The organism is Kitasatospora sp. NPDC003701 (assembly GCF_053587085.1).
The window spans coordinates 84653-103194 of the sequence record NZ_JBSFNM010000029.1 but is presented as its reverse complement, the minus strand read 5'-3'; the positions used below and the strand labels follow the sequence as shown (position 1 = coordinate 103194).

17 protein-coding genes are annotated in these 18542 nt (G+C 73.8%); 6 read left to right on the top strand and 11 right to left on the bottom strand.

The features are described from left to right. Positions 1-18 precede the first annotated feature (18 nt). Together ACWDRR_RS25395 and ACWDRR_RS25390 are read right to left on the bottom strand one after the other, a co-directional pair. Positions 19-303, bottom strand: coding sequence for a hypothetical protein (locus ACWDRR_RS25395; RefSeq protein ID WP_449774509.1), 285 nt, complete (start codon positions 301-303; stop codon positions 19-21). A gap of 117 nt (positions 304-420) precedes the next feature. Then, a complete protein-coding gene (locus tag ACWDRR_RS25390; protein ID WP_449774508.1) occupies positions 421-2751 on the bottom strand; it encodes an FdhF/YdeP family oxidoreductase in 2331 nt (776 codons plus the stop codon). Positions 2752-2931: 180 nt separating this feature from the next. On the opposite strand from ACWDRR_RS25390, the gene ACWDRR_RS25385 reads away from it, so the two are divergent. Further along, entirely contained in the window at positions 2932-3567 is a 636-nt protein-coding gene (locus ACWDRR_RS25385; RefSeq protein ID WP_449774507.1) for a DUF1345 domain-containing protein, read from the top strand. A gap of 37 nt (positions 3568-3604) precedes the next feature. On the opposite strand, the gene ACWDRR_RS25380 is transcribed toward ACWDRR_RS25385, so the two are convergent. Next, positions 3605-4606 (bottom strand): DUF5937 family protein, encoded by a 1002-nt coding sequence (locus tag ACWDRR_RS25380; RefSeq protein ID WP_449774506.1) that lies wholly within the window; start codon positions 4604-4606, stop codon positions 3605-3607. A gap of 629 nt (positions 4607-5235) precedes the next feature. Between ACWDRR_RS25380 and ACWDRR_RS25375 the strand changes: the two genes are divergently transcribed. Together ACWDRR_RS25375 and ACWDRR_RS25370 are read left to right on the top strand one after the other, a co-directional pair. Then, positions 5236-6846, top strand: a complete 1611-nt coding sequence (locus ACWDRR_RS25375; protein WP_449774505.1) for an FG-GAP-like repeat-containing protein — start codon at positions 5236-5238, stop codon at positions 6844-6846. 172 nt (positions 6847-7018) lie between these two features. Beyond that, positions 7019-7687 (top strand): hypothetical protein, encoded by a 669-nt coding sequence (locus tag ACWDRR_RS25370; RefSeq protein WP_449774504.1) that lies wholly within the window; start codon positions 7019-7021, stop codon positions 7685-7687. Between the two features lie 143 nt (positions 7688-7830). On the opposite strand, the gene ACWDRR_RS25365 is transcribed toward ACWDRR_RS25370, so the two are convergent. Together ACWDRR_RS25365 and ACWDRR_RS25360 are read right to left on the bottom strand one after the other, a co-directional pair. Next, the gene (locus ACWDRR_RS25365) at positions 7831-8463 is read right to left on the bottom strand and encodes an FMN-dependent NADH-azoreductase (protein WP_449774503.1); all 633 of its coding nucleotides are present in this window, start codon (positions 8461-8463) and stop codon (positions 7831-7833) included. A 285-nt stretch (positions 8464-8748) separates the two neighbouring features. Continuing rightward, positions 8749-9405 (bottom strand): GPP34 family phosphoprotein, encoded by a 657-nt coding sequence (locus tag ACWDRR_RS25360; protein ID WP_449774502.1) that lies wholly within the window; start codon positions 9403-9405, stop codon positions 8749-8751. A gap of 238 nt (positions 9406-9643) precedes the next feature. On the opposite strand from ACWDRR_RS25360, the gene ACWDRR_RS25355 reads away from it, so the two are divergent. Then, entirely contained in the window at positions 9644-10150 is a 507-nt protein-coding gene (locus tag ACWDRR_RS25355) for a hypothetical protein (RefSeq protein ID WP_449774501.1), read from the top strand. Positions 10151-10518: 368 nt separating this feature from the next. On the opposite strand, the gene ACWDRR_RS25350 is transcribed toward ACWDRR_RS25355, so the two are convergent. From ACWDRR_RS25350 to ACWDRR_RS25325, 6 genes are all read right to left on the bottom strand, one after another. Next, positions 10519-11286: an SDR family NAD(P)-dependent oxidoreductase gene (locus tag ACWDRR_RS25350; RefSeq protein WP_449774500.1), complete on the bottom strand. Its 768-nt coding sequence runs from the start codon at positions 11284-11286 to the stop codon at positions 10519-10521. Positions 11287-11333: 47 nt separating this feature from the next. Beyond that, on the bottom strand, positions 11334-11987 hold the full coding sequence (locus tag ACWDRR_RS25345) for a TetR family transcriptional regulator (RefSeq protein ID WP_449774499.1): 654 nt from the start codon (positions 11985-11987) through the stop codon (positions 11334-11336). Positions 11988-12074: 87 nt separating this feature from the next. After that, positions 12075-13388 (bottom strand): DUF3533 domain-containing protein, encoded by a 1314-nt coding sequence (locus tag ACWDRR_RS25340; RefSeq protein WP_449774498.1) that lies wholly within the window; start codon positions 13386-13388, stop codon positions 12075-12077. A 201-nt stretch (positions 13389-13589) separates the two neighbouring features. Continuing rightward, entirely contained in the window at positions 13590-14360 is a 771-nt protein-coding gene (locus tag ACWDRR_RS25335; RefSeq protein ID WP_449774497.1) for an alpha-ketoglutarate-dependent dioxygenase AlkB, read from the bottom strand. Continuing rightward, complete coding sequence (locus ACWDRR_RS25330) at positions 14344-15594, bottom strand: hypothetical protein (protein ID WP_449774496.1); 1251 nt, start codon at positions 15592-15594, stop codon at positions 14344-14346. Before ACWDRR_RS25330 ends, ACWDRR_RS25335 begins: the two co-directional genes overlap by 17 nt. 65 nt (positions 15595-15659) lie before the next feature. Next, the gene (locus ACWDRR_RS25325; RefSeq protein WP_449774495.1) at positions 15660-15995 is read right to left on the bottom strand and encodes an ArsR/SmtB family transcription factor; all 336 of its coding nucleotides are present in this window, start codon (positions 15993-15995) and stop codon (positions 15660-15662) included. Positions 15996-16170: 175 nt separating this feature from the next. On the opposite strand from ACWDRR_RS25325, the gene ACWDRR_RS25320 reads away from it, so the two are divergent. Both ACWDRR_RS25320 and ACWDRR_RS25315 read left to right on the top strand, forming a co-directional pair. Continuing rightward, on the top strand, positions 16171-17382 hold the full coding sequence (locus ACWDRR_RS25320) for an MFS transporter (protein WP_449774494.1): 1212 nt from the start codon (positions 16171-16173) through the stop codon (positions 17380-17382). Positions 17383-17502: 120 nt separating this feature from the next. Continuing rightward, the gene (locus ACWDRR_RS25315; RefSeq protein ID WP_449774493.1) at positions 17503-18510 is read left to right on the top strand and encodes an NADP-dependent oxidoreductase; all 1008 of its coding nucleotides are present in this window, start codon (positions 17503-17505) and stop codon (positions 18508-18510) included. Positions 18511-18542: the final 32 nt, after the last annotated feature.

The window sequence follows — 18542 nt, the reverse complement described above, 5'->3', positions numbered from 1 at the left end:
TGTTGGTGGTGCCCCAGTTCAGCGGCGGGGTGAGCCCGACGTCGATCTGCTCGCCGCCGTCCAGCAGCGCGCCGCGCCGGGCGAGGCGCCCGCGCCGGCGGCCGACGCCTGGGGCGAGGGGGCCGACGGGTCGGCCGCTCCCGGGCTCGCGCCGGCACCGGTGGCCGCCGTCGCCGTGCCCTGGCCGGCCGCGGCGGTGCCGCCGGCCGAGGCTCCGGACCCGCTGGAGCCGCAGGCCGCCAGGGCGCCCAGCAGCACCACCCCGGCCGCAGCCGCCGTCATCGTGCGACCAACCAGCTTCACAGCACTCTCCCTCGTACCCGGTGTCCGTGGACCGCCAAGGAACCATAACCTTGATCGCCCCGGCCCGGACCCTCCCCTCCCCCGCGCCCCTCGCCGGGGCCACGGCCCCGGCGAGGCTCAGCCGGCCGGGTCGATGGTGACCTTGACGTGCTTCATGATCGGCTGGTCGCTCTGGGTGCTGTAGTCGCCGAGCGCGCACAGCACGTTCATCTCGGGCATGTAGCCGGCCGCGCACCCCCGGGGGATGTCGTAGGGGATGGCGAGGTAGCCCTTGAGGAAGCGCCGGCTGCCGTCCTTGGCGATGCTCGTGATGTCGACGGGCCCCAGGTCGGCGATGCCGCGTGCGCGCATGTCGGCCCGGTTCATGAAGACCAGCGTGCGCAGGTTCCTGATGCCCCGGTAGCGGTCGTTGTCGGAGTAGATGGTGGTGTTCCACTGGTCGTGCGAGCGCATGGTGCCCAGCGCCAGCATGCCGGGGCCGGGGACGACGTCGGGCAGGGCGGCGGCGGAGAACTCGGCGCGGCCGGACGGCGTGAGGAAGACCAGCTCCCGGGCGGGCTGCTTGATCCGGAAGCCGAGGGGCAGCCGGACGCGGCGGTTGAAGTCCTCGAAGCCGTCGAGGGCCCGGGCCATGGTGTCGCGGATCCGGTCGTAGTCCTCGATGTACCACTCCCAGGGGGTCCTGCTGTCGGGCAGGGCCGCGCGGGCCATGCCGGCCACGATGGCCGGCTCGGACAGCAGGTGCGGCGAGGCGGGGCGCTTCATGCCGACCGACAGGTGGACCATGCTCATCGAGTCCTCGACCGAGGTGCTCTGGACGCCCTTGCGCTGGTGGTCCTTCTCGGTGCGGCCCAGGCACGGCAGGATGAGGGCCCGGCGGCCGTGGACGAGGTGACTGCGGTTCAGCTTGGTGCTCACCTGGACGGTGAGGTCGCAGGAGCGCAGCGCCGCGTAGGTGTACGGGGTGTCGGGCGCCGCGAGGGCGAAGTTGCCGCCCATCCCGACGAACACCGTGACGTCGCCGCGGTGCATCGCCCTGATGGTGGCGACGGTGTCCAGGCCGTGCTCGCGCGGCGGCCGGATGTCGCAGGCCTCGGCGAGGCGGTCGAGGAACGCGTCGGTGGGGCGGTGGTCGATGCCGCAGGTGCGGTTGCCCTGGACGTTGCTGTGCCCGCGCACGGGCGAGGGGCCGGCGCCCTCCCGGCCCAGATTGCCGCGCAGCAGCAACAGGTTGACGATCTCCCGGACGGTGTCGACGCCGTGCTCGTGCTGGGTGAGCCCCAGGCACCAGCTGACGATGGAGCGGTCGGCCTCGCTGTACACGCGTGCCGCCTCGAGGATGTCGGCGCGGCCCAGCCCGGACTGCCGCTCGATCTCCTCCCAGGGCGTGGCCCCGCACAGCGCGCGGTACTCCTCGAACCCGGCGGTGTGGCGCTCGATGAACTCCCGGTCCAGCGCCCGGGGATCGGTCGCGGACTGCTCCAGGACGGCCTTGGCCATGCCGCGCAGCAGCGCCATGTCGCCGCCGATGCGGGGCTGCAGGTTCAGGGTGCTGGTCCGGGTCGTCTTGTAGCGGGCCATGTCCAGGAAGTCGTGCGGGACGATGGTGCGGGTCGCCGCCGCCTCGACCAGCGGATTGACGTGCACGATCTGCGCCCCGCGGTGGTACGCCTCGGCCAGGGCGGTGAGCATCCGGGGGGCGTTGGAGGCGGCGTTCACCCCCAGGATGAACAGCGCGTCGGCGCTCTCCCAGTCCTTGAGGTCGACCGTGCCCTTTCCGGTGCCCAGGGAGGCCTGGAGGGCTCGGCCGCTGGCCTCGTGGCACATGTTGGAGCAGTCCGGCAGGTTGTTGGTGCCCAGTTCGCGGGCCATCAGCTGGTAGAGGAAGGTCGCTTCGTTGCCGAGCCGGCCGGAGGTGTAGTAGGCAGCCCGGTTCGGGTCGTCCAGCTCGCGCAGGGTCCGGCCGACGAGCTCGAACGCGTCCTTCCAGGTGATCGGGACGTAGTGGTCCGACCCGGGGTCGTAGGCCATCGGCTCGGTCAGCCGGCCCTGGTTCTCCAGGTCGTAGTCGCTCCACTGCGACAGCTCGGTCACCGAGTGGGCGGCGAAGAACTCGCGGCCGACCCGCTTGCGGGTCATCTCCCAGGTGACGTGCTTGATGCCGTTCTCGCAGATGTCCAGGTGCAGGCCCTTGGTGTCGTCCGGCCACGCGCACCCGGGGCAGTCGAACCCGGTGTTCTCGTGGTTCATCCTCAGGATCGCGCGCGGGCCGTCGACCAGCGCGCCCTCGCGCACCAGGAAGGCGCTCACGCTCTTGGCCGCACCCCAGGCGGCGGCGGGGTGGTGGTAGGGGTGGAACTCCGGTTCGCCCGTGGGCACGGGCCCCACCCGCGGCTCCCGGGGCTCCTCGGTGTCCAGGGACTCCTGCTCGTCCTTGTCGGCGCTCAAGACTCTCGACCCTTCCACCAAGCGGGCATGAGGTGACAAAACGACACTTTCGGGCAGGCTATGCCCGGTGCTCCGGACCCGCCATCCGGCGCCGTCGCCCCGGGTGCACCGTCGTGCTGCACCCCGGCGCACCCGCGGATACGCTGGCGTCCGCCCCCGCCGTCCGCCCCCGAGGCCCCCGTGAAGCCCTGGATCCTGCTGTCCGCCGTCCCCCGGCTCGCCGTTTCGGCCGCCCTCGGGGCGGCCGTCGGAACGGTCGTCGGCGCACTGGCCGGCGTGCCGCTGGGCATCCTCGCCGGCATCGGCGCGGCGGAGACGACCTTCGTGGTGGCGGGGTGGATCGCCCTGTGGCCCATGGACGCCGCCACCACCCGGCGCAACGTCCGCCGCGAGGAGTTCCGGCCCGTCGTCGAGGAGCTCGCCGTCGTCGCCTCCGCCCTGTGCGGGCTGGTCGGCATCGTGGTGCTGCTCCTGGTCGGCCGCTCCGACCTGGGCGAGGCCGCCGCCGCGACGGCGCTCTGCGGCGTGTTCACCGCCTGGGCGGCGCTCCACCTGATGTACGCCACCCGCTACGCGTACATCTACTACGGGTCGCCCGGGGGCGGGATCGACTTCAACACCGACGATCCGCCCCGGTACAGCGACTTCCTCTACTTCAGCTACAACCTCGGCATGACCTACCAGGTCTCCGACACGAGCGTCTCCAGCAGCCTGCTGCGGGCCGTCGTCCTCCGGCACTGCCTGCTGTCCTACGTGTTCGGCGCCAGCATCCTGGCCACCACCATCAACCTCGTCACCGGGATCGTCACGGGCTGAACCGGCACGGATCCGCTGCCGGGGCCACTCCCCGGGCTCAGCCCGGGCTCAGCCCGGCGGGGGCGAGCAGGGCGTCCGCGAGGGCGGTGCGGGCGTAGAGGACGGAGCGGCCGCTGCGGTGGGCGGTCACCAGGCCCGCGTTGCGCAGGGCCGTGAGGTGCTGGGAGACGCCGGCCGCGGAGAGGCCGGAGTGCTGGGCGAGCCGGGTGGTCGACGAGGGCGTGTCGAGCTCGGTCAGCAGCATCGTGCGGGAACGGCCCAGGACGGCGGCCACCGCGTCCGGGGAGGCGGTCGCCCGGGGCTCCCACAGGTTGCCGATCCCCCGCGCCGGATAGGCGAGCTGGGGCGGGTCCGGCGCCACCGAGCGGGTCAGCACGCGCGGCCAGGCGAACGCCGAGGGCACCAGGAGGAGCCCGGAGCCCGCCTGGTCACGGGTCAGCTCGCAGTGGCGGCGGACCAGCCGCAGGGTGCCGTCGTCCCACCGCACGGATTCGTGCAGTTCGTTGAGGACGTGGGCCGAGCCGTGCTCCGCCACCTGACGGGCCCGGTGGAACACATCGGCTTCGAGCAGCCGCCGGATCCGCTCCCAGTAGGGCGCGAGGGCGAGCTCCCAGTAGGTCTCGATCTCCGCGGCGACCTTCTCCAGCGCCTCCTCGGGGGACTCGACCAGGATCCTGAACCGCGTCGACGGGCCCCGGCCGCGCTCGGCGGTCAGCAGGTCGAGATCGGTCCGCAGCCGCTCGGGCGAGGTCCGCCGGATCGCCTCCAACTCGGTGGCGAGGGAGGGGAACGGGGTGGCGGGGGTCGGGTTGAGGAAGTCCGCGAGATAGCGGCCGGCGGGGACGAGCTCGGCCAGCCAGCCGCGGTCCAGCCCCGCGTGCGCCAGCCGGGGCCGGACCTGCTCGGCCCAGCGCCGGTGCAGCGGCGGGTCCACGTCCCGGGCGAGCAGCCGGAAGCTGGTGACGACCTCCCACATCGGGGAGACGGCGAAGCGCGTCTGCGCCATGTCCGTCGTGGAGAAACTCAGTCCCGACTGCATGCGCCGCCACCCTCCGACCGCCGCTGGATTCGGCCCGAGCTTAATCCATCGCCCGCCCGGGTCGCCGGGCTCCGGGGGCCCCGCGCGACCACCCCGCGGTGGCCCCTCAGCCGTTCGCGCCGGACCGGATCGCGTCGGACGGATCGCGCCCGCGCGGCCCGAGGGCGGGCCGGCCCCGGAGGACGACGTCACCGCGGGCCGGGCGGGGAGGTGGCAAAACCGGAAATCCTGCCGACCCCTCGCACCCCGGCCACCCGTTCTTCCCATCGCCGTCCGGCCGAGCCCTCGCCGCCCCCAACCTGCCCGCCCCGCAGCGGCCTTGGAGCCGCCGGCCGGTCCGGACGCCCCGACGCCGGACGCGCTTGCCCCGGAGGAGCCCGTGGCGGAAAACGATCCGTGTGAGGCAGGTCACACGGAGAGCCGTCCGGTCGGCCGGTAGTTTCCGTACTGATCTTCGTTGTTGATCCACATCTGGGGCGGGGCGGATGTGAATCGGCGTCACTTCCCTTTCCCTCAACCGGAAAGGGGCTCTGTGGTGACGCGTCGCGCCGGTGACACGGTGACGCGGCGGTGTCCGGAACGTCCGCGCCCTCCCGACCTTCTGACAGATCGATCCCAAGGAACTCGACATGATTCGCAAGGGGATACGCCCGGGTTGGAAGGCGGGGCTCATCGCCTCCGCCGTCACCGCGGGTGCGCTGACCGTCTCCTCCGGTGCTCCGGCCGGCGCGGTGGTGGGTGACCCGACGGCCGACGGCGCCTACGGGTTCACCGTCCGCCTGGACATCGGGTCCACCGCCCGCGGCTGCACCGGCGCCCTGGTGGACCGGCTCTGGGTGATCACCGCGGCGAGCTGTTTCGCGGACGACCCGGCGCAGCCCACGGCACTGGCCGCGGGAGCGCCGAAGTGGAAGACCACCGCCACCGTCGGGCGCAGCGACCTGACGACCACCGCGGGTCAGGTGTCGCAGGTCGTCGAGTTGGTGCCGCGTCAGGACCGGGACCTCGTCATGGCCCGGCTGGCCACCCCGGTGTACGGGGTGACGCCGCTCGCCGTGGCGACCACCGCCCCGGTGGGCGCGGAGAGCCTGCGCGTCCCCGGTTTCGGCCGCAGCGCGGACGAGTGGTCGCCCGCGAAGCTGCGCTCCGGCGTGTTCACGGTGGACTCCGTGAAGGCCACCTCGCTCGCCACCACGGGCGTGAACGGCGCGGCCGTCTGCAAGGGTGACACCGGCGCTCCCGCCGTGCGGGAGAAGAACGGCAAGGCGGAGCTGGTCGCGGTCAGCAGCCTGTCGTGGCAGGGCGGCTGCTTCGGCACCCCGGCCACCGAGACCCGGACCGGCGCCGTCAGCAGCCGCACCGATGATCTCGCCGGCTGGATCCGGCAGTTGACCGACCGGCGTTCGGCGGCCGTGAACGAGGTCGGCACCGGCCGGCTGCGCTGGGCGGACTTCGACGGCGACGGCAGGCCGGACTACCTGACCATCGAGGACGACGGCTCGGTCACGGCCTGGCTGAACCACGGCGGCGACCCGGTCAGCAACACCGGGTGGCAGGGCCTGGGCAAGATCGCCACCGGCATCACCACCGACCGCAGCCGCGTCCGGTTCGCCGACTTCGACGGCGACGGCAGGGCCGACTACCTGGTGATCAACTCCGACGGTTCGGTCTCGGCGTGGCTCAACCGCGGCGGCGACCCGGCCGGCGGCGCCGGCTGGCAGGGCATCGGCAAGATCGCCACCGGCATCACCAACCGCCAGGACCAGGTCCGCTTCGCCGACTTCGACGGGGACGGGCGCAGCGACTACCTCCTCGTCGCGGACGACGGCTCGGTCTCGGCCTGGCTCAACCGCGGCGGCGACCCCGCCGGCGGCGCCGGCTGGCAGGGCGCCGGCAAGATCGCCACCGGCATCACCACCGACCGCAGCCGCGTCCGGTTCGCCGACTTCGACGGCGACGGCAGGGCCGACTACCTCCTGTTCGACGCCGACGGCTCGATCTCGGCCTGGCTCAACCGCGGCGGCGACCCCGCCGGCGGCGCCGGCTGGCAGGGCATCGGCAAGATCGCCACCGGGATGACCGCCAACCGCGACGGCGTCTTCCTGACCGACTTCGACGCCGACGGCAAGGCCGACTACCTGTGGAACCCGGGTGACGGCACCACCGACGCGGCCGTGAACAAGGGCGGGGACGGCCACGGCGGCTGGGCCATGCTCGGCCGGGTGGCCAGCGGCGCCTGAGCGACGCGCACGTGCGGGGCCGGCCGGGGGCGACTCCGGCCGGCCCCGCCGGCTTCCGCCGCCTTCCCCGCCGCCTTCCGCCGCCCCGGCACCGCCGGGCGCCGGGGGCGCGGACCGGTTGTCACCGGGGTGTGCCAGGCTGTTCCCGGTCCACCGGAGAGGGAGCGCCACCATGCACAGGCCGAGCCGGCCCGAAGACTTCGACCACGGCGACCGGGTGTGGGCGAGGGCCGTCGCCTTCGCCCTCCTGGAGGCCGCCCACGGCAACCCCGAGGGCTACTGGCTGGACGAGCACGGGGTGTGGTGCGACGCGACGGGCGGCTCCTACTGGTGGCGCGTCACGCGGTGCCCGGACGGTGGCGTCGTCTTCTGCGGCCAGGACTCCGACGGCAGCGAGACCCACGTCGACGGCCGGCAGATCGACTTCCTCGCCGGAGGTCCCGACTGGCTGCCCTGGGACACCCTGCGGGAGGACGCCGAGGGCAATCTCCTCGGCTTCGTCTACTGGTGGCAGGCCGACGCCTGGCACCGCATCCGCTACCCCGAGTCCCTGGCGGACGACGGACTGGCCGGGGCCGCCGGGTGGCTGGGCTCGGAGGCCGAGTTCGTCGACGAGGCGGCCGCGCTCGTCGCCGTGCAGCCCGCGGACGAGGCGGCGTTCGCCGACGCCCTCGCCCGGTTCGTCCGGCACGCCGGAGCGCGCACCGTGGACGCCGCGGTGGTGGCCGACCTCCTGGCGGCGGCCGGTCCCGAGCACGAGGACCGCCGCCCGCTCCTGCTGGAGCCGGCGCTGGCCGTCGCCGAGCGGGCGGGGACCACCCGGCCCGCCGCGCGCGGCTGACCCCGTCGGACCCCCGGCGCCCCTGCGCTCCTGTGCCCCGACCGACGTGTGCGGGGCCGCACCCGGGAACCACCCGGATGCGGCCCCGCGGCCCACCGACGGAACTACAGCACTGCGGAGTTGCGGGACAACACGACGAACCGTCAGACGGCCAGCGTCTTGAGCGTCTCGAACGCGGTGTCCCGGGACTTCTCCGCCAGCGGCTTGAGGGCGGCCATCTGCGGCACGATCGCCGCCAGGGTCAGCTCGGCGTGCACGAAGGTCAGGTCGTCCGCCAGGCCGATCGCGCCCAGCACGGCGCGCAGGTACGGCTCCTGGTAGTCCCAGCCCTCACGGGGGGTGCCGGGCGCGTAGGAACCGCCCCGGGCGGTGACCACCACGACGGACTTGCCGCTGAGCAGGCCGGGCTCGCCGCCGGGCGCCACCATGTGGGCCGGGGTGACGAGGCGGTCCACCCACGCCTTGAGCGTCGACGGGATCGTGTAGTTGTACATCGGGGCGCCGATGATCAGCGTGGTCGCCTCGCGCACCTCGGCGGTGACCGCCTCGCTGAGCGCCCGCTCCTCCGGGGTCTCGCCGTGCTCGCCGCTCGGGTCGAGCAGGGCCTCGCGGACGGCGTGCGTGATGTGCGGGACGGGCTCGGCGCCCAGGTCCCGGTAGACGTAACCGCCGTCGGGGTGGTTCTCGCGCCACTGGGCGGCGAAGTAGGCGGACAGCTCACGGGACACCGAGCCGTCGTGGCGAATGCTCGCGTCGATGTGCAGCAGGGAAGGCATGTATGCGACCTCGGGTGGTATCAGGGGCGGATCAAAGCTTCGCCACCGGCCGGCCACGTCCGCGGAGTGACGCGGTCGCCGGTGCCGTCGAACCACGGGTGGCCATGGCCACACGCGCGGCCAGGCCTCCCGGACGCGTGTCCGCCGCCCGTTCGGCGCCGGCACGCGATGACGACGGTAGACATTGACGCCGACGTCAAAGCAAGCGCTCCGCAACTCCGGCCCACTCGCTGCGTCGACGAACCGGCCCCGCAGCACCGGCCGCCGGCCCCGGTGCGCCCGTGCTCAGCCGCCGCCCATCCCGCCCTGCGCCGCCACCATCGTCGTCCCCAGCCCGCCGACCGCCCGGGCCAGCCCGGGCGCCCGCTCCGCCAGCCGCGCGGTGAGGGCCGAGATCCGCCCGGCGTGCGCCCGCCGCTCCTCGCGCGACAGCACCAAGCGCAGCTGCCCGTGCGCGGCCAGCGCCCCCAACACCGCGTCCGCGAAGGCCACCTGATCCACCGGACCCTCCCCGCGGACCACCTGCGCCACCCGGAGCTGCTGGTCCAGCGCCTCGCGGGGATCGGGCATCGCCACCGGTCGGTGCGGCACGACCGGGCCGTAGGGGTCGCGGTCCTGGACGGTCAGCACGCCGAGGACCGCCAGCCGCTGCTCGACGGCGTCCAGCGTCTCCTCGCGGCCCCGCTTGATCCACGACTTCCAGCCGCGCCGCCGGAGGGCGACCTCGGCCAGCAGCGCGTCGAGCACCGGATCCCCGGCCGGGCCGGCCTCCGCCGCCACCCGCACCCGGCCCGCGCCGTCCTCGACGAGGTCGCCGCGCCGGGCGAGCTCGGCCAGCGCGGCGGCGCGCACCAGGAAGCCGGCCCGGGTGCGGTCCTGGAGGGCCTGGGCCCGGGTGTCGAAGGCCAGCAGATAGGCGGCCAGATGCAGCGGTCGGCTCATACCGCCGACGATACGGCGCACCGCCCGGGCCGCCATCCGCCCGTAGGACGGCATCGCGCCCGCGGGCCTCCCACCTGCGGCGTACCCGGCGCCGGGTCGGCGGGCGAACGGAACGGGCCCGTCACCCGGGCGGGTGATGCTCGGGGCGGCTCGGCGGCGTGCGGCCGGTGCGCGGCCGGTGGCGTGCTCGGATGTCCGGGAACCGGCCCCGGGGAGGGTCGGTCGGGGACGGAGGACGATGCAGCAGCGGCCCGCGGGCGTCGGAGCACGGCGGCGCCGCCGCCTCGGCGCGGTGTCCGCCCTGGTGTCGGCGGCGGTGCTGGCGACGGCCGCCGTCGCGCCCGCCGCACTGCCGGGCGACGGCGGGACGGACGCGGAGCGGCGGTGGCCGGAGCCCGGGCTCGGCGGGGGCCGGCTGCGGACCCTCGCCGGTGTGCTGCGCCAGGACCGGCCCGGGACCGGCTGGTACCTCGTCGGCGGCGCCCACCTGGTCCTCAACCTCCAGGTCTCGTACGCCGATCACGAGCAGATCGTGCTGCGCTTCCCGCCCGCGCGCCGGGTGGTGTCCGTCCTCTGCGGGCCCGACGAGACGTATGCGCCGCTCGGTTACAGCTGCGGCGCCTCCGTCTCGCTGGACCGGGTCACCGTCCGCCTCGGCCGCAACGGCCGGCCCGCCGACCCGACCGCCACGAGCGCCGGCCCCTACGCCAACTTCTGGCTGCTCGGGCTCGTCGAACCCCGCTGACGGCCGGGGCGCCGGGACCGCGCGGACCCTACCGGCTCGGAGCGGGGCCACCAGCCGCCGTCGCGTTCCGCCAGGCCGTCCGCCCGTCCTTCGCCGACCGGGCCGCCGCCGGGGAAGCGGACGGCCGCCTCCCGGGACGGGAAGGGTACGGGCCAGGAGGCGAACCAGCCGGCGATCCCCTCGACGACGCCCTGGTTCGACCCGGCGGGTCCCGCCTCGACGAGGACGAGCCCGTCTCCGACGGCGTCCTGGACCTCGGCCACCGGCCGCTCCGACGGTCACGGGCGAACGACCCGGTCCGGGGCGGCCCGGGGGCGCAGCCTGCCCTGCACCGTCGCCCCCGGGGTGCCGGTCCTCCGGCCGGTGGGTCAGCGGGCCGCGTAGGCGCCGTCGACCAGGTGGTAGCTGCCGTGGACGAAGGACGCCCGGTCGGACAGCAGGAAGGCGGTCAGCTCGGCGACCTCCTCGGCGCGGCCGAGCCGGCCGGCCGGGTGCAGCGCGACCAGCGCGTCGCGGGCGGCGGCGTCGGCGTCGCGCAGCAGCGGGGTGTCGATGAAGCCCGGGCCGACGGCGTTGATCCGCACGCCCTGCGCGGCGTACTCCAGGGCGGCGGTCTTGGTCAGGCCGACCACGCCGTGCTTCGCGGCGGCGTAGGCCGGGGAGCCGGCGAAGCCGTTGGTGCCGAGGATCGAGGCCATGTTCACCACCGCGCCGCCGCCGGCCGCGAGGATGGCCGGGATCTCGTGGCGCAGCGAGTAGAAGACGCCGTCCAGGTTGGTGGCGAGCACCCGCCGCCAGTCCTCGGGCTCGTAGGCGCCGGTGGGGGCGCTCGCCCCGGCGACACCGGCGTTGTTGACGGCCAGGTGGAGACCGCCGAGCCCGTCCACGGTGGCCTGGACGGCGGCGCGCACCGACTCCGGGTCGGTGACGTCCACCTCGACGGCCAACGCCCGGGCGCCGTCGGCCGTCAGTTCGGCGACGGCCTTGCGGGCCCCCGCCAGGTCGAAGTCGGCGACCGCGACCGCCGCGCCGCCGGCCGCCAGTCGCCGGGCCACCGCGCGGCCGATGCCGGAGGCGCCCCCGGTGACCAGGGCGGTCCTGCCGGTGAACTCCTGGGTGTAGTCGATGCCGGTCATGGCGGTCTTTCCTTTCGTGCCGGTGCGCGCCGGGTGGGCGCGCTGGTTCACACCGTCGCGCCGTCGGGTGGCGGCTCGGCGGTGAGCAGATCGAAGGCCTGCTCCAGCAACGCGGGCAGGTCAGGGGCCTCGCCCGTCGCGGGGCGCCGGACCCAGGCGCGGGAGGCGGCCTGGAGCGCCGCGACACCCAGGCCGATGGCGACGGCGGGGCGCAGGTCGTGCTCGGCGTCCAGCCCCAGGCGGGCGGCGGCGATCCGGATGGACGCCTCCTCCTCGTCGACGCAGATCCGCCGGTAGGCGGCGGTCAGCGCGGGCTCCGCGGCGATCAGGCCGAACAGCTCCCGGACGCCGGGGCGCCGGTGCCAGGCCGGGTCCAGGTCGTCCCGCAGCCAGACCCGCAGGGCCGCGCGGTACGCGGTCAGCGGGGTCTCGGCGGCGGGGCGGGCGGCCAGGGCCGCGTTGATCCGGGCGAAGTCGGCCCGCAGGCAGTCCAGCACGGCGTCCTCCCGGGAGGGGAAGTACCGGCTGAAGGTGCGTCGGGAGACGTCGGCCAGGTCGGTGACGTCCTCCACGGAGACGGCGGCCAGGCCGCGCTCCAGGACCAGGTGCAGGGCCGCGCCGGCCAGCGACTCCCGGGTGCGGCGCGCCTTGCGGTCCCGCCGCCCCTCGGGGGCTGCTCCGGCTGCCTCTTCGATGCTCACGCCGTCCACCGTACACCTGGAAATGTCTCATTGGGACATGAGTCCCGACGGGACATTTCAGGGCTCCGCCGACCGGACGCGGGCGGGTCAGCTCACCTCGGGGTGGAACCGGTGCAGGCCCTTGCGGTCGTAGTAGGTGGTCATGCCGAAGCCGAAGGCCAGCGCCGCGACCGTGCCGATCGCGATCATCACCCAGGCCCGCGCCAGTCCGGCGTCGGCCTGCGCCCCGAAGTAGAGGATCGCCCGCACGCCGTCGCTGAGCTGACGCATCGGCTCGAACACCGCCAGCCCCCGGTAGAACGTGGGCAGCGCCTGGAGCGGGATGGTGGCCCCGGAGGACGGCAGCGACAGCGCGATGAAGACGAACATGCTGATCAGCTGTCCGATCCCGCCGAACGCGGCGATCAGCGCCTGCGCCCCGAGCCCCACCGCCGCGCTGGCGCAGACCGAGAAGACCCAGAGCAGCGGCAGGTGCGAGGCGTCCATCCCGAGGACCACCACCGTCGCCAGCATCACCAGACTGGAGGTCAGCACCGAGAGGGCCACCGACATCACGCAGGTGACGGCGAGCGTCTGGGTCCGGCTGATCCGCACCAGCGGGTGCTGGGTCCGCAGCGGCCCCAACTCGCTGGCCGCGTAGCCGAGCGCCACGTCGACCCCGTTGCTGATCACGTTCGCGCCGAGGAAGCCGGCGAGGACCAGCAGCAGCGTGTAGTAGAACGCCGTCAGGCCCAGCCCGCTGTGCGGACCGATCGGGTGGCCGACCCGGACCTCGACGTCGACGGGGTCGGCCAGTTGCAGCGCCGCCGCATTGGTCGCCGCACCGCCCGCCGCCGGGGGCCGGGCTTGAACCTGGGCCTGGGCCTGGGCCGTGAGGGACGTGCCGAGTTGGACCGAGGCCTGCTGCGCGGCCGCCTGCGCGATCGAGGAGGCCAGCGAGGACGCCAGGCTGCCCACCCCGGGGTTGGTCAGCACCGCCATCGTCGGCCGCGGCGGCATCGGCTGCGCGGGGGAGCCCAGCGCCGCCACGGCGGCGGTGAACCCCGCCGGGACCTCCAGCGCACCCGCGAGCTTCCCCGAGGCCAACTGCTCGTCGGCGGCGGCCTGGTCGAGCAGCCGCCAGGAGATCTGCCCCTGCGGGTCCGGCGCCGCCGCGATACCGGCGGTGATCTGCGCCCCGAGGTTCTGCTGCTGCCCCGCCACGACGGCCCCCTGGTCGGCGTTGACCAGACCGATCGGCAGCCGGTGCAGGTCCGCCCGAGGGTTGATGATGCCGCCCAGGTAGAGTAGCGACAGCAGGAACGCCACCGTCCCGACGATGACGGTCGGGACCATCCAGACCTTGGGGTTGCGCAGCACCTGCCAGGCCCGCACCCCGCCCTCGGGCCGCTTCGAAGTCATGGCTCTCCCGTGCGCGTCGTTCGGTCGTCCACCCCCGCCAGAACGTAGCCGCAGCCCTCCCTCCACCCGGCGCGCCTCGCCCGAACAGCCCGCAGGCCGACCCGGTCGGCAGCATCCGGTCGGGCCGCCCGGACGGACGCGGGCCGCCGGGCCCCCCGGGGTCGTGCATCCCGGACGGGGCCCGGCAAAAGGCCCTCGGGGTCAGACGGGTGGCACCAGATCGCTCTCGCTGACGGTGTACGTCAGCGGGGGATAGACGAAGTCCGTTTCCTTGTTCTCACGGCTACGCAGTCGGTAGAACTCGCGCTGCTGCTCGTCGTCGGCCGCCGTGAGGCGCGCGCCCTGCGGGAGGTGCACCTGTCCGTCACTGAACCGGACGACGGTCTTCGACGTCCGGAACGTCACGCCCAACCACGGGTTGTCCGCCGTACGGACGGGCGTGTCCAGGACGATCCTGTGCCTGAACCGCCGGTTGGAGTCGACGGAGAACGCGACGACGCCGTGGTGGGCCAGGGGGATCTCGAACTTCTCGCCGTCGGACCCCTTGGATTCGACGATCAGCTTCCTCGGCGGGCTCGCTCCGGCGTCCCGGTAGCAGGAGAAGACGGCGATGAACGACTCCTCGGCCAGATCGAGGGCCTGGTCGGAATGGCCGCCCATGGTCGTGTAGGCGTTCGTGTAGCACTCGATGAGAGCGTTGTTGAAGCCGACCGGAAGCGCCGCGCGTTCCCGGATCCGTTGCGCCAGCCGTTCGTGCACCGCCCGGAAGCGCTGCGCGGGGCTGCCGTACCGCGTGGTGGTGCGCACGAGAGGCACCCCACCCGCCTCGTCGATCCTGGTGAGCACGGCGCCTCGCCGGCCCTTCCCCACGTCTTCCAGGGCAGCCGACGCGGACAGCTCCGCGAAGAGGTTCTCCTCGGCCGGCAGGGTGTACGAGCGGATCTCGTCCGAGATCCTAGATCCGGGGGGCAAGGTAGTCTCCCGTGTTCATGCTGAAGTGGAAATCGTCGCCGTAGTCGATGAAGGACGAGGTCCTGTTCTCCTCGGCGTACCGTCCGCGCAACTCGTCCATGCCGGCCGGCGTGGGTGGCCCCAGCCTCACCAGATCTCCGGGATTCACCTGGTCTCCGGCCGTCTTGAGGAAGGTGCGGCCGTTCGTGTGGACCGCTTCGGCACTCGAACAGCGCACCACGTAGCCCAGCCGGGTCGGGAGCAGTTCGGCGTCCAGCATCGAGGGCCGGATCTCGTGCGTGTACAGGCGGTTGGTCGACAGCGGCATGAAGAACACGGAGCCGGGACCGAGGGTCAGGGTGAACTGCGCGGGGAGCGCGACCCCCTCGGGTCCTTCGGCCCCCTCCTTGAGGCGGAAGTGGAGCCTGGTCAGCCCGCTGACACCCTTCACGCCGTGGTCGAAGGCGTCCTCCACCAGGGGCTGCAGCTTGTCGAGCCCGTCGTAGAAGGTGCAGAAGGCCATGACGCCATGGGCGGGCATGTCCTTGGTCTTGTCGGCATGGGCGGAGATCCTGGCCTTGGACTGCTTGCGCTCGGCTGTGGCAGGGGTGTTGTGGTAGATCTGCGCGAGGACGTGATTCAGCGGTGCCTGGTTCCGGAAGACCGCGGCCGCCTCGCGGTTCAGGGCCTCGACGATGCTCGTGTCGGTCGGGCGGAAGTTCTCGGTCGGCCCCGACAGGTTCGTGGAGCACCGGAGCAGGCGGAAATGCAGTTCGTCACCGTCCCCCCGGGTGACGGGCGTCAGATAGATTCCGCTGCGATGAGCCGTTCCGGGCTTGGTGGACTCCGTCAGGGACTGGAACGCGTGCTCCGCGCGGATCCGTCCGAAATGATCGGCGTCGAGCCCGAAGAAGCGCCGGTAGTACACGCCGACGCCGTGGACGCGGAGGGGAACCCGGCCCAGGCCGACCAGGGTCCAAGGATTGTCGACGTCCTCGTGGTACCCGTGCGACAGCTCCCGGACGACGAATACCCGGGCCGCCGCACGCAGGTGGCGGCCGCTGATCCCGGATATGTCGCCGCACAGGTAGACGGTCTTCTCCGCGAGGTCGGGCGAACCGGCGGCAAGCTCCTCCGGCGTGATCGTGGACCCGAAGAAGTCCCCGATCACGTCATGGCCCTGCAACGTCGAAGGCGCAACCAGGACGTTGCTCGCATCCTCGATGCGGGCTTCCGTCGGTTCCGGTGCGGACATCAAGCGGTACCTGCCCTTCGCAGATTCGGTGGATCTCTGAAAACCGTGGACAGGGCAACGCCCCGTCAGGACCGCCCCGGCCGCCCGGCGACGGCCGCGAGGAGGGCGTCCAGCAGGCCGGGGAAGCGGGCGTCGAGGTCGGTGCGGCGCAGGCTCACGAAGCGGTTGCGGCCGGCGACGCGGGTACTGGTCACGCCGGCCTCGCGCAGGACGCGCATGTGGTGGGAGACGGTCGACTTGTGGAGGTGGTCGAGGCCGAGGTGGCGGGGGTCGCAGGAGTGTTCGGCGCCGTCGGCGTAGCTGGCGAGCAGGCGCAGGCGGACGGGGTCGCCGAGGGCGTGCAGGACCGCGACGAGCTCGATGTCGGCGGTGGCGGGCTGGGGCAGGTGTTCGGCTTCCACGGTCCTGGTCCTGGTCCTTGAGCGACGGGCGACGGGCGACGGGCACTGGCGACGGCGACGGCGACGGCGGGCGAGCGGGGCGGGCATCGAGGGGATGGTTTGACAATCATCCACCAATCTCTACTGTTTGACACACATCAAACCGTTGCCCATTCGTCCAACGAAGGGAACCCCCTTGCCCGTCCGCCTGCTCCTGCTCGCCCTCGGCACGTTCGCCGTGGGCACCGACTCGATGGTCACGGTCGGCATCCTCGGCCCGGTCGCGGCGGATCTCGGGGTCTCCGTCGCCGCGGCCGGCCAGATGGTCACCGTGTTCGCCCTGGCCTACGCGCTGGCCGCCCCGGTCCTGGCCGCGCTCACCGCCCGCTGGCCGCGCCGGCGCCTGCTGCTGACCGCGCTCACCGTGTTCACGGCGGCCAACGCGCTCAGCGCGGTCGCCCCCGGCTACGAGTTCCTGCTGGCCACCCGGGTCCTGGCGGCCGCCGGAGCCGCGCTGTACACGCCGACCGCCAACGCGGTGGCCACCACACTGGTCGCGCCCGAGCGGCGCGGGCGGGCGCTGGCCACCGTCCTGGGCGGGATGACGGTCGCCACCGCGCTCGGCGTGCCGCTGGGCACCTGGGTCGGGCGCTCCGACTGGCGGCTGACGATGTGGCTCGTCACGGCCCTGGGTGCGGCCGCGTTCGGCGGACTGGCGCTGCTGCTGCGCGATCTGCCCGCGTCCTCGGCACCCGCCCCCGGGCTCCGGGCGCGCCTGGCCCCGCTCGGCCGGCCCGGCGTGCTCGGCGCCGCCGCGACCACGCTGGTGTTCTTCCTCGCCTTCCAGTGCGTGTACATCTACCTGGCGACCGCCGTCGCCCCGGCGACCGGCGGGCGGGCGGACCGGCTCAGCCTGCTCCTGCTCGTCTCGGGCCTGGCCTCGGTGGCCGGCAGCTGGCTCGGCGGACGGCTGGTGGACCGCATCGGCGTGCGCCGCGTCCTGCTCGGGGGCAGCGCGGTCGGCGCAGCCGCCTTCGCCGGCCTGCCCTGGGCGGGCCAGAGCATGCCCGGCGCGCTCGCCTACGTCGTGGTCACGCCACTGGCGGGCTGGGCGGTGTCGGTCGCCCTCCCCCACCGGCTGGCCTCGCTCGACCCGGCGAACGCACCGCTGCTGATCTCGCTCAACAGCAGCGCCCTCTACCTCGGCATGGCCGGCGGCGGCGTGGTCGGCAGCGCCGCGATCGCCCTGCTGGGCGAGCACCGGTTCCCCTTCGCGGCCTCCGCGCTGGCCCTGGTCGCCCTGGCGGCCTCGGCGGCCACCACCCGGACGGCCGCCACCCCTACGACCGCCACCCCTACGACGGGCACGGCGAAGGCGGCGGCCCCGCCGCTCGACCCGGCCGCCTGAGCCCAGCCGTCCCGAGCGCGGCGGTCGGGCACCGGCCCTGGCGCGGTGACTAAGCGCTTGCTTAGACTCTCCTCGTCGCGGAAGGTCAACCGCACCGCAGTCCAGCCACCGGGAGCCGCCATGTTGTCCGCCGAGAACCGTCAGATCCGCCTCGCCCGCCGTCCGGTGGGCGAGGTCGGGCCCGAGGACTGGGAGCACGTCACCGAACCCGCCGCGGCGCCCGGCGAGGGCCGGTTCGCGGGCCGCACCCGCTTCCTCTCGCTGGACCCGGCGATGCGCGGCTGGCTCGACGACCGCCCCTCCTACCTGCCGCCGGTCGGGCTCGGCGAGGTGATGCGGGCCGGGTCGGTCGTCGAGATCACCGAGTCCAACCACCCCGATTTCGGCATCGGCGACCTCGTCGTCGGCCTCTTCGGCGTCCAGGAGCACGTGGTCTCCGACGGGAAGGGCGCCCTGCGGATCGACCCTGCCGTCGCCCCGCCGGAGACCTACCTCGGCGCGCTCGGCATGCCGGGCATGACGGCCTACTTCGGCCTGCTGGACGTCGGGGCCCTCAAGGAGGGCGAAACGGTGGTGGTCTCCGGCGCCGCGGGCGCGGTGGGCACCATGGCCGGCCAGATCGCCAAGGCGAAGGGCTGCCGGGTGGTCGGCATCGCCGGCGGGGCCGAGAAGTGCGCCCTGCTCACCGGGGAGCTCGGCTTCGACGCCGCGATCGACTACCGCGCCGAGAACGTCCGGAAGGCGCTCCGCACCCAGGCGCCGGACGGCATCGACGTGTACTTCGACAACGTCGGCGGGGAGATCCTGGACGCCGCCCTGGCCTCCCTGGCGATGCACGCCCGGGTGGTCCTCTGCGGCGCCATCAGCCAGTACAACGCCACCGCCGTCCAGGGCCCGGCCAACTACCTGTCGCTGCTGGTGCGCCGCGCCCGGATGGAGGGCTTCGTGGTCTTCGACTACGCGCCGCGCTTCAAGGAGGCCGCCCGGGAGATCGGCGGCTGGATCGCCGACGGGCGGATCAAGACCCTGGAGCACGTGGTCCGCGGCACCGTGGACGACTTCCCGCGGACCCTGCAGATGCTCTTCCGCGGCGAGAACACCGGCAAGCTGGTGCTCGAACTCGTCTGACCGGCAGCGCGTGCCGGGCGCGGACCGCTCAC

Excerpts from the sequence above, each read along its gene's own strand:
- ACWDRR_RS25330 (WP_449774496.1), bottom strand. The coding sequence starts at position 15,594 with ATGTCCGCACCGGAACCGACGGAAGCCCGCATCGAGGATGCGAGCAAC.
- ACWDRR_RS25380 (WP_449774506.1), bottom strand. The coding sequence starts at position 4,606 with ATGCAGTCGGGACTGAGTTTCTCCACGACGGACATGGCGCAGACGCGC.
- ACWDRR_RS25370 (WP_449774504.1), top strand. The coding sequence starts at position 7,019 with ATGCACAGGCCGAGCCGGCCCGAAGACTTCGACCACGGCGACCGGGTG.
- ACWDRR_RS25355 (WP_449774501.1), top strand. The coding sequence starts at position 9,644 with ATGCAGCAGCGGCCCGCGGGCGTCGGAGCACGGCGGCGCCGCCGCCTC.
- ACWDRR_RS25360 (WP_449774502.1), bottom strand. The coding sequence starts at position 9,405 with ATGAGCCGACCGCTGCATCTGGCCGCCTATCTGCTGGCCTTCGACACC.
- ACWDRR_RS25350 (WP_449774500.1), bottom strand. The coding sequence starts at position 11,286 with ATGACCGGCATCGACTACACCCAGGAGTTCACCGGCAGGACCGCCCTG.
- ACWDRR_RS25315 (WP_449774493.1), top strand. The coding sequence starts at position 17,503 with ATGTTGTCCGCCGAGAACCGTCAGATCCGCCTCGCCCGCCGTCCGGTG.
- ACWDRR_RS25375 (WP_449774505.1), top strand. The coding sequence starts at position 5,236 with ATGATTCGCAAGGGGATACGCCCGGGTTGGAAGGCGGGGCTCATCGCC.
- ACWDRR_RS25340 (WP_449774498.1), bottom strand. The coding sequence starts at position 13,388 with ATGACTTCGAAGCGGCCCGAGGGCGGGGTGCGGGCCTGGCAGGTGCTG.
- ACWDRR_RS25365 (WP_449774503.1), bottom strand. The coding sequence starts at position 8,463 with ATGCCTTCCCTGCTGCACATCGACGCGAGCATTCGCCACGACGGCTCG.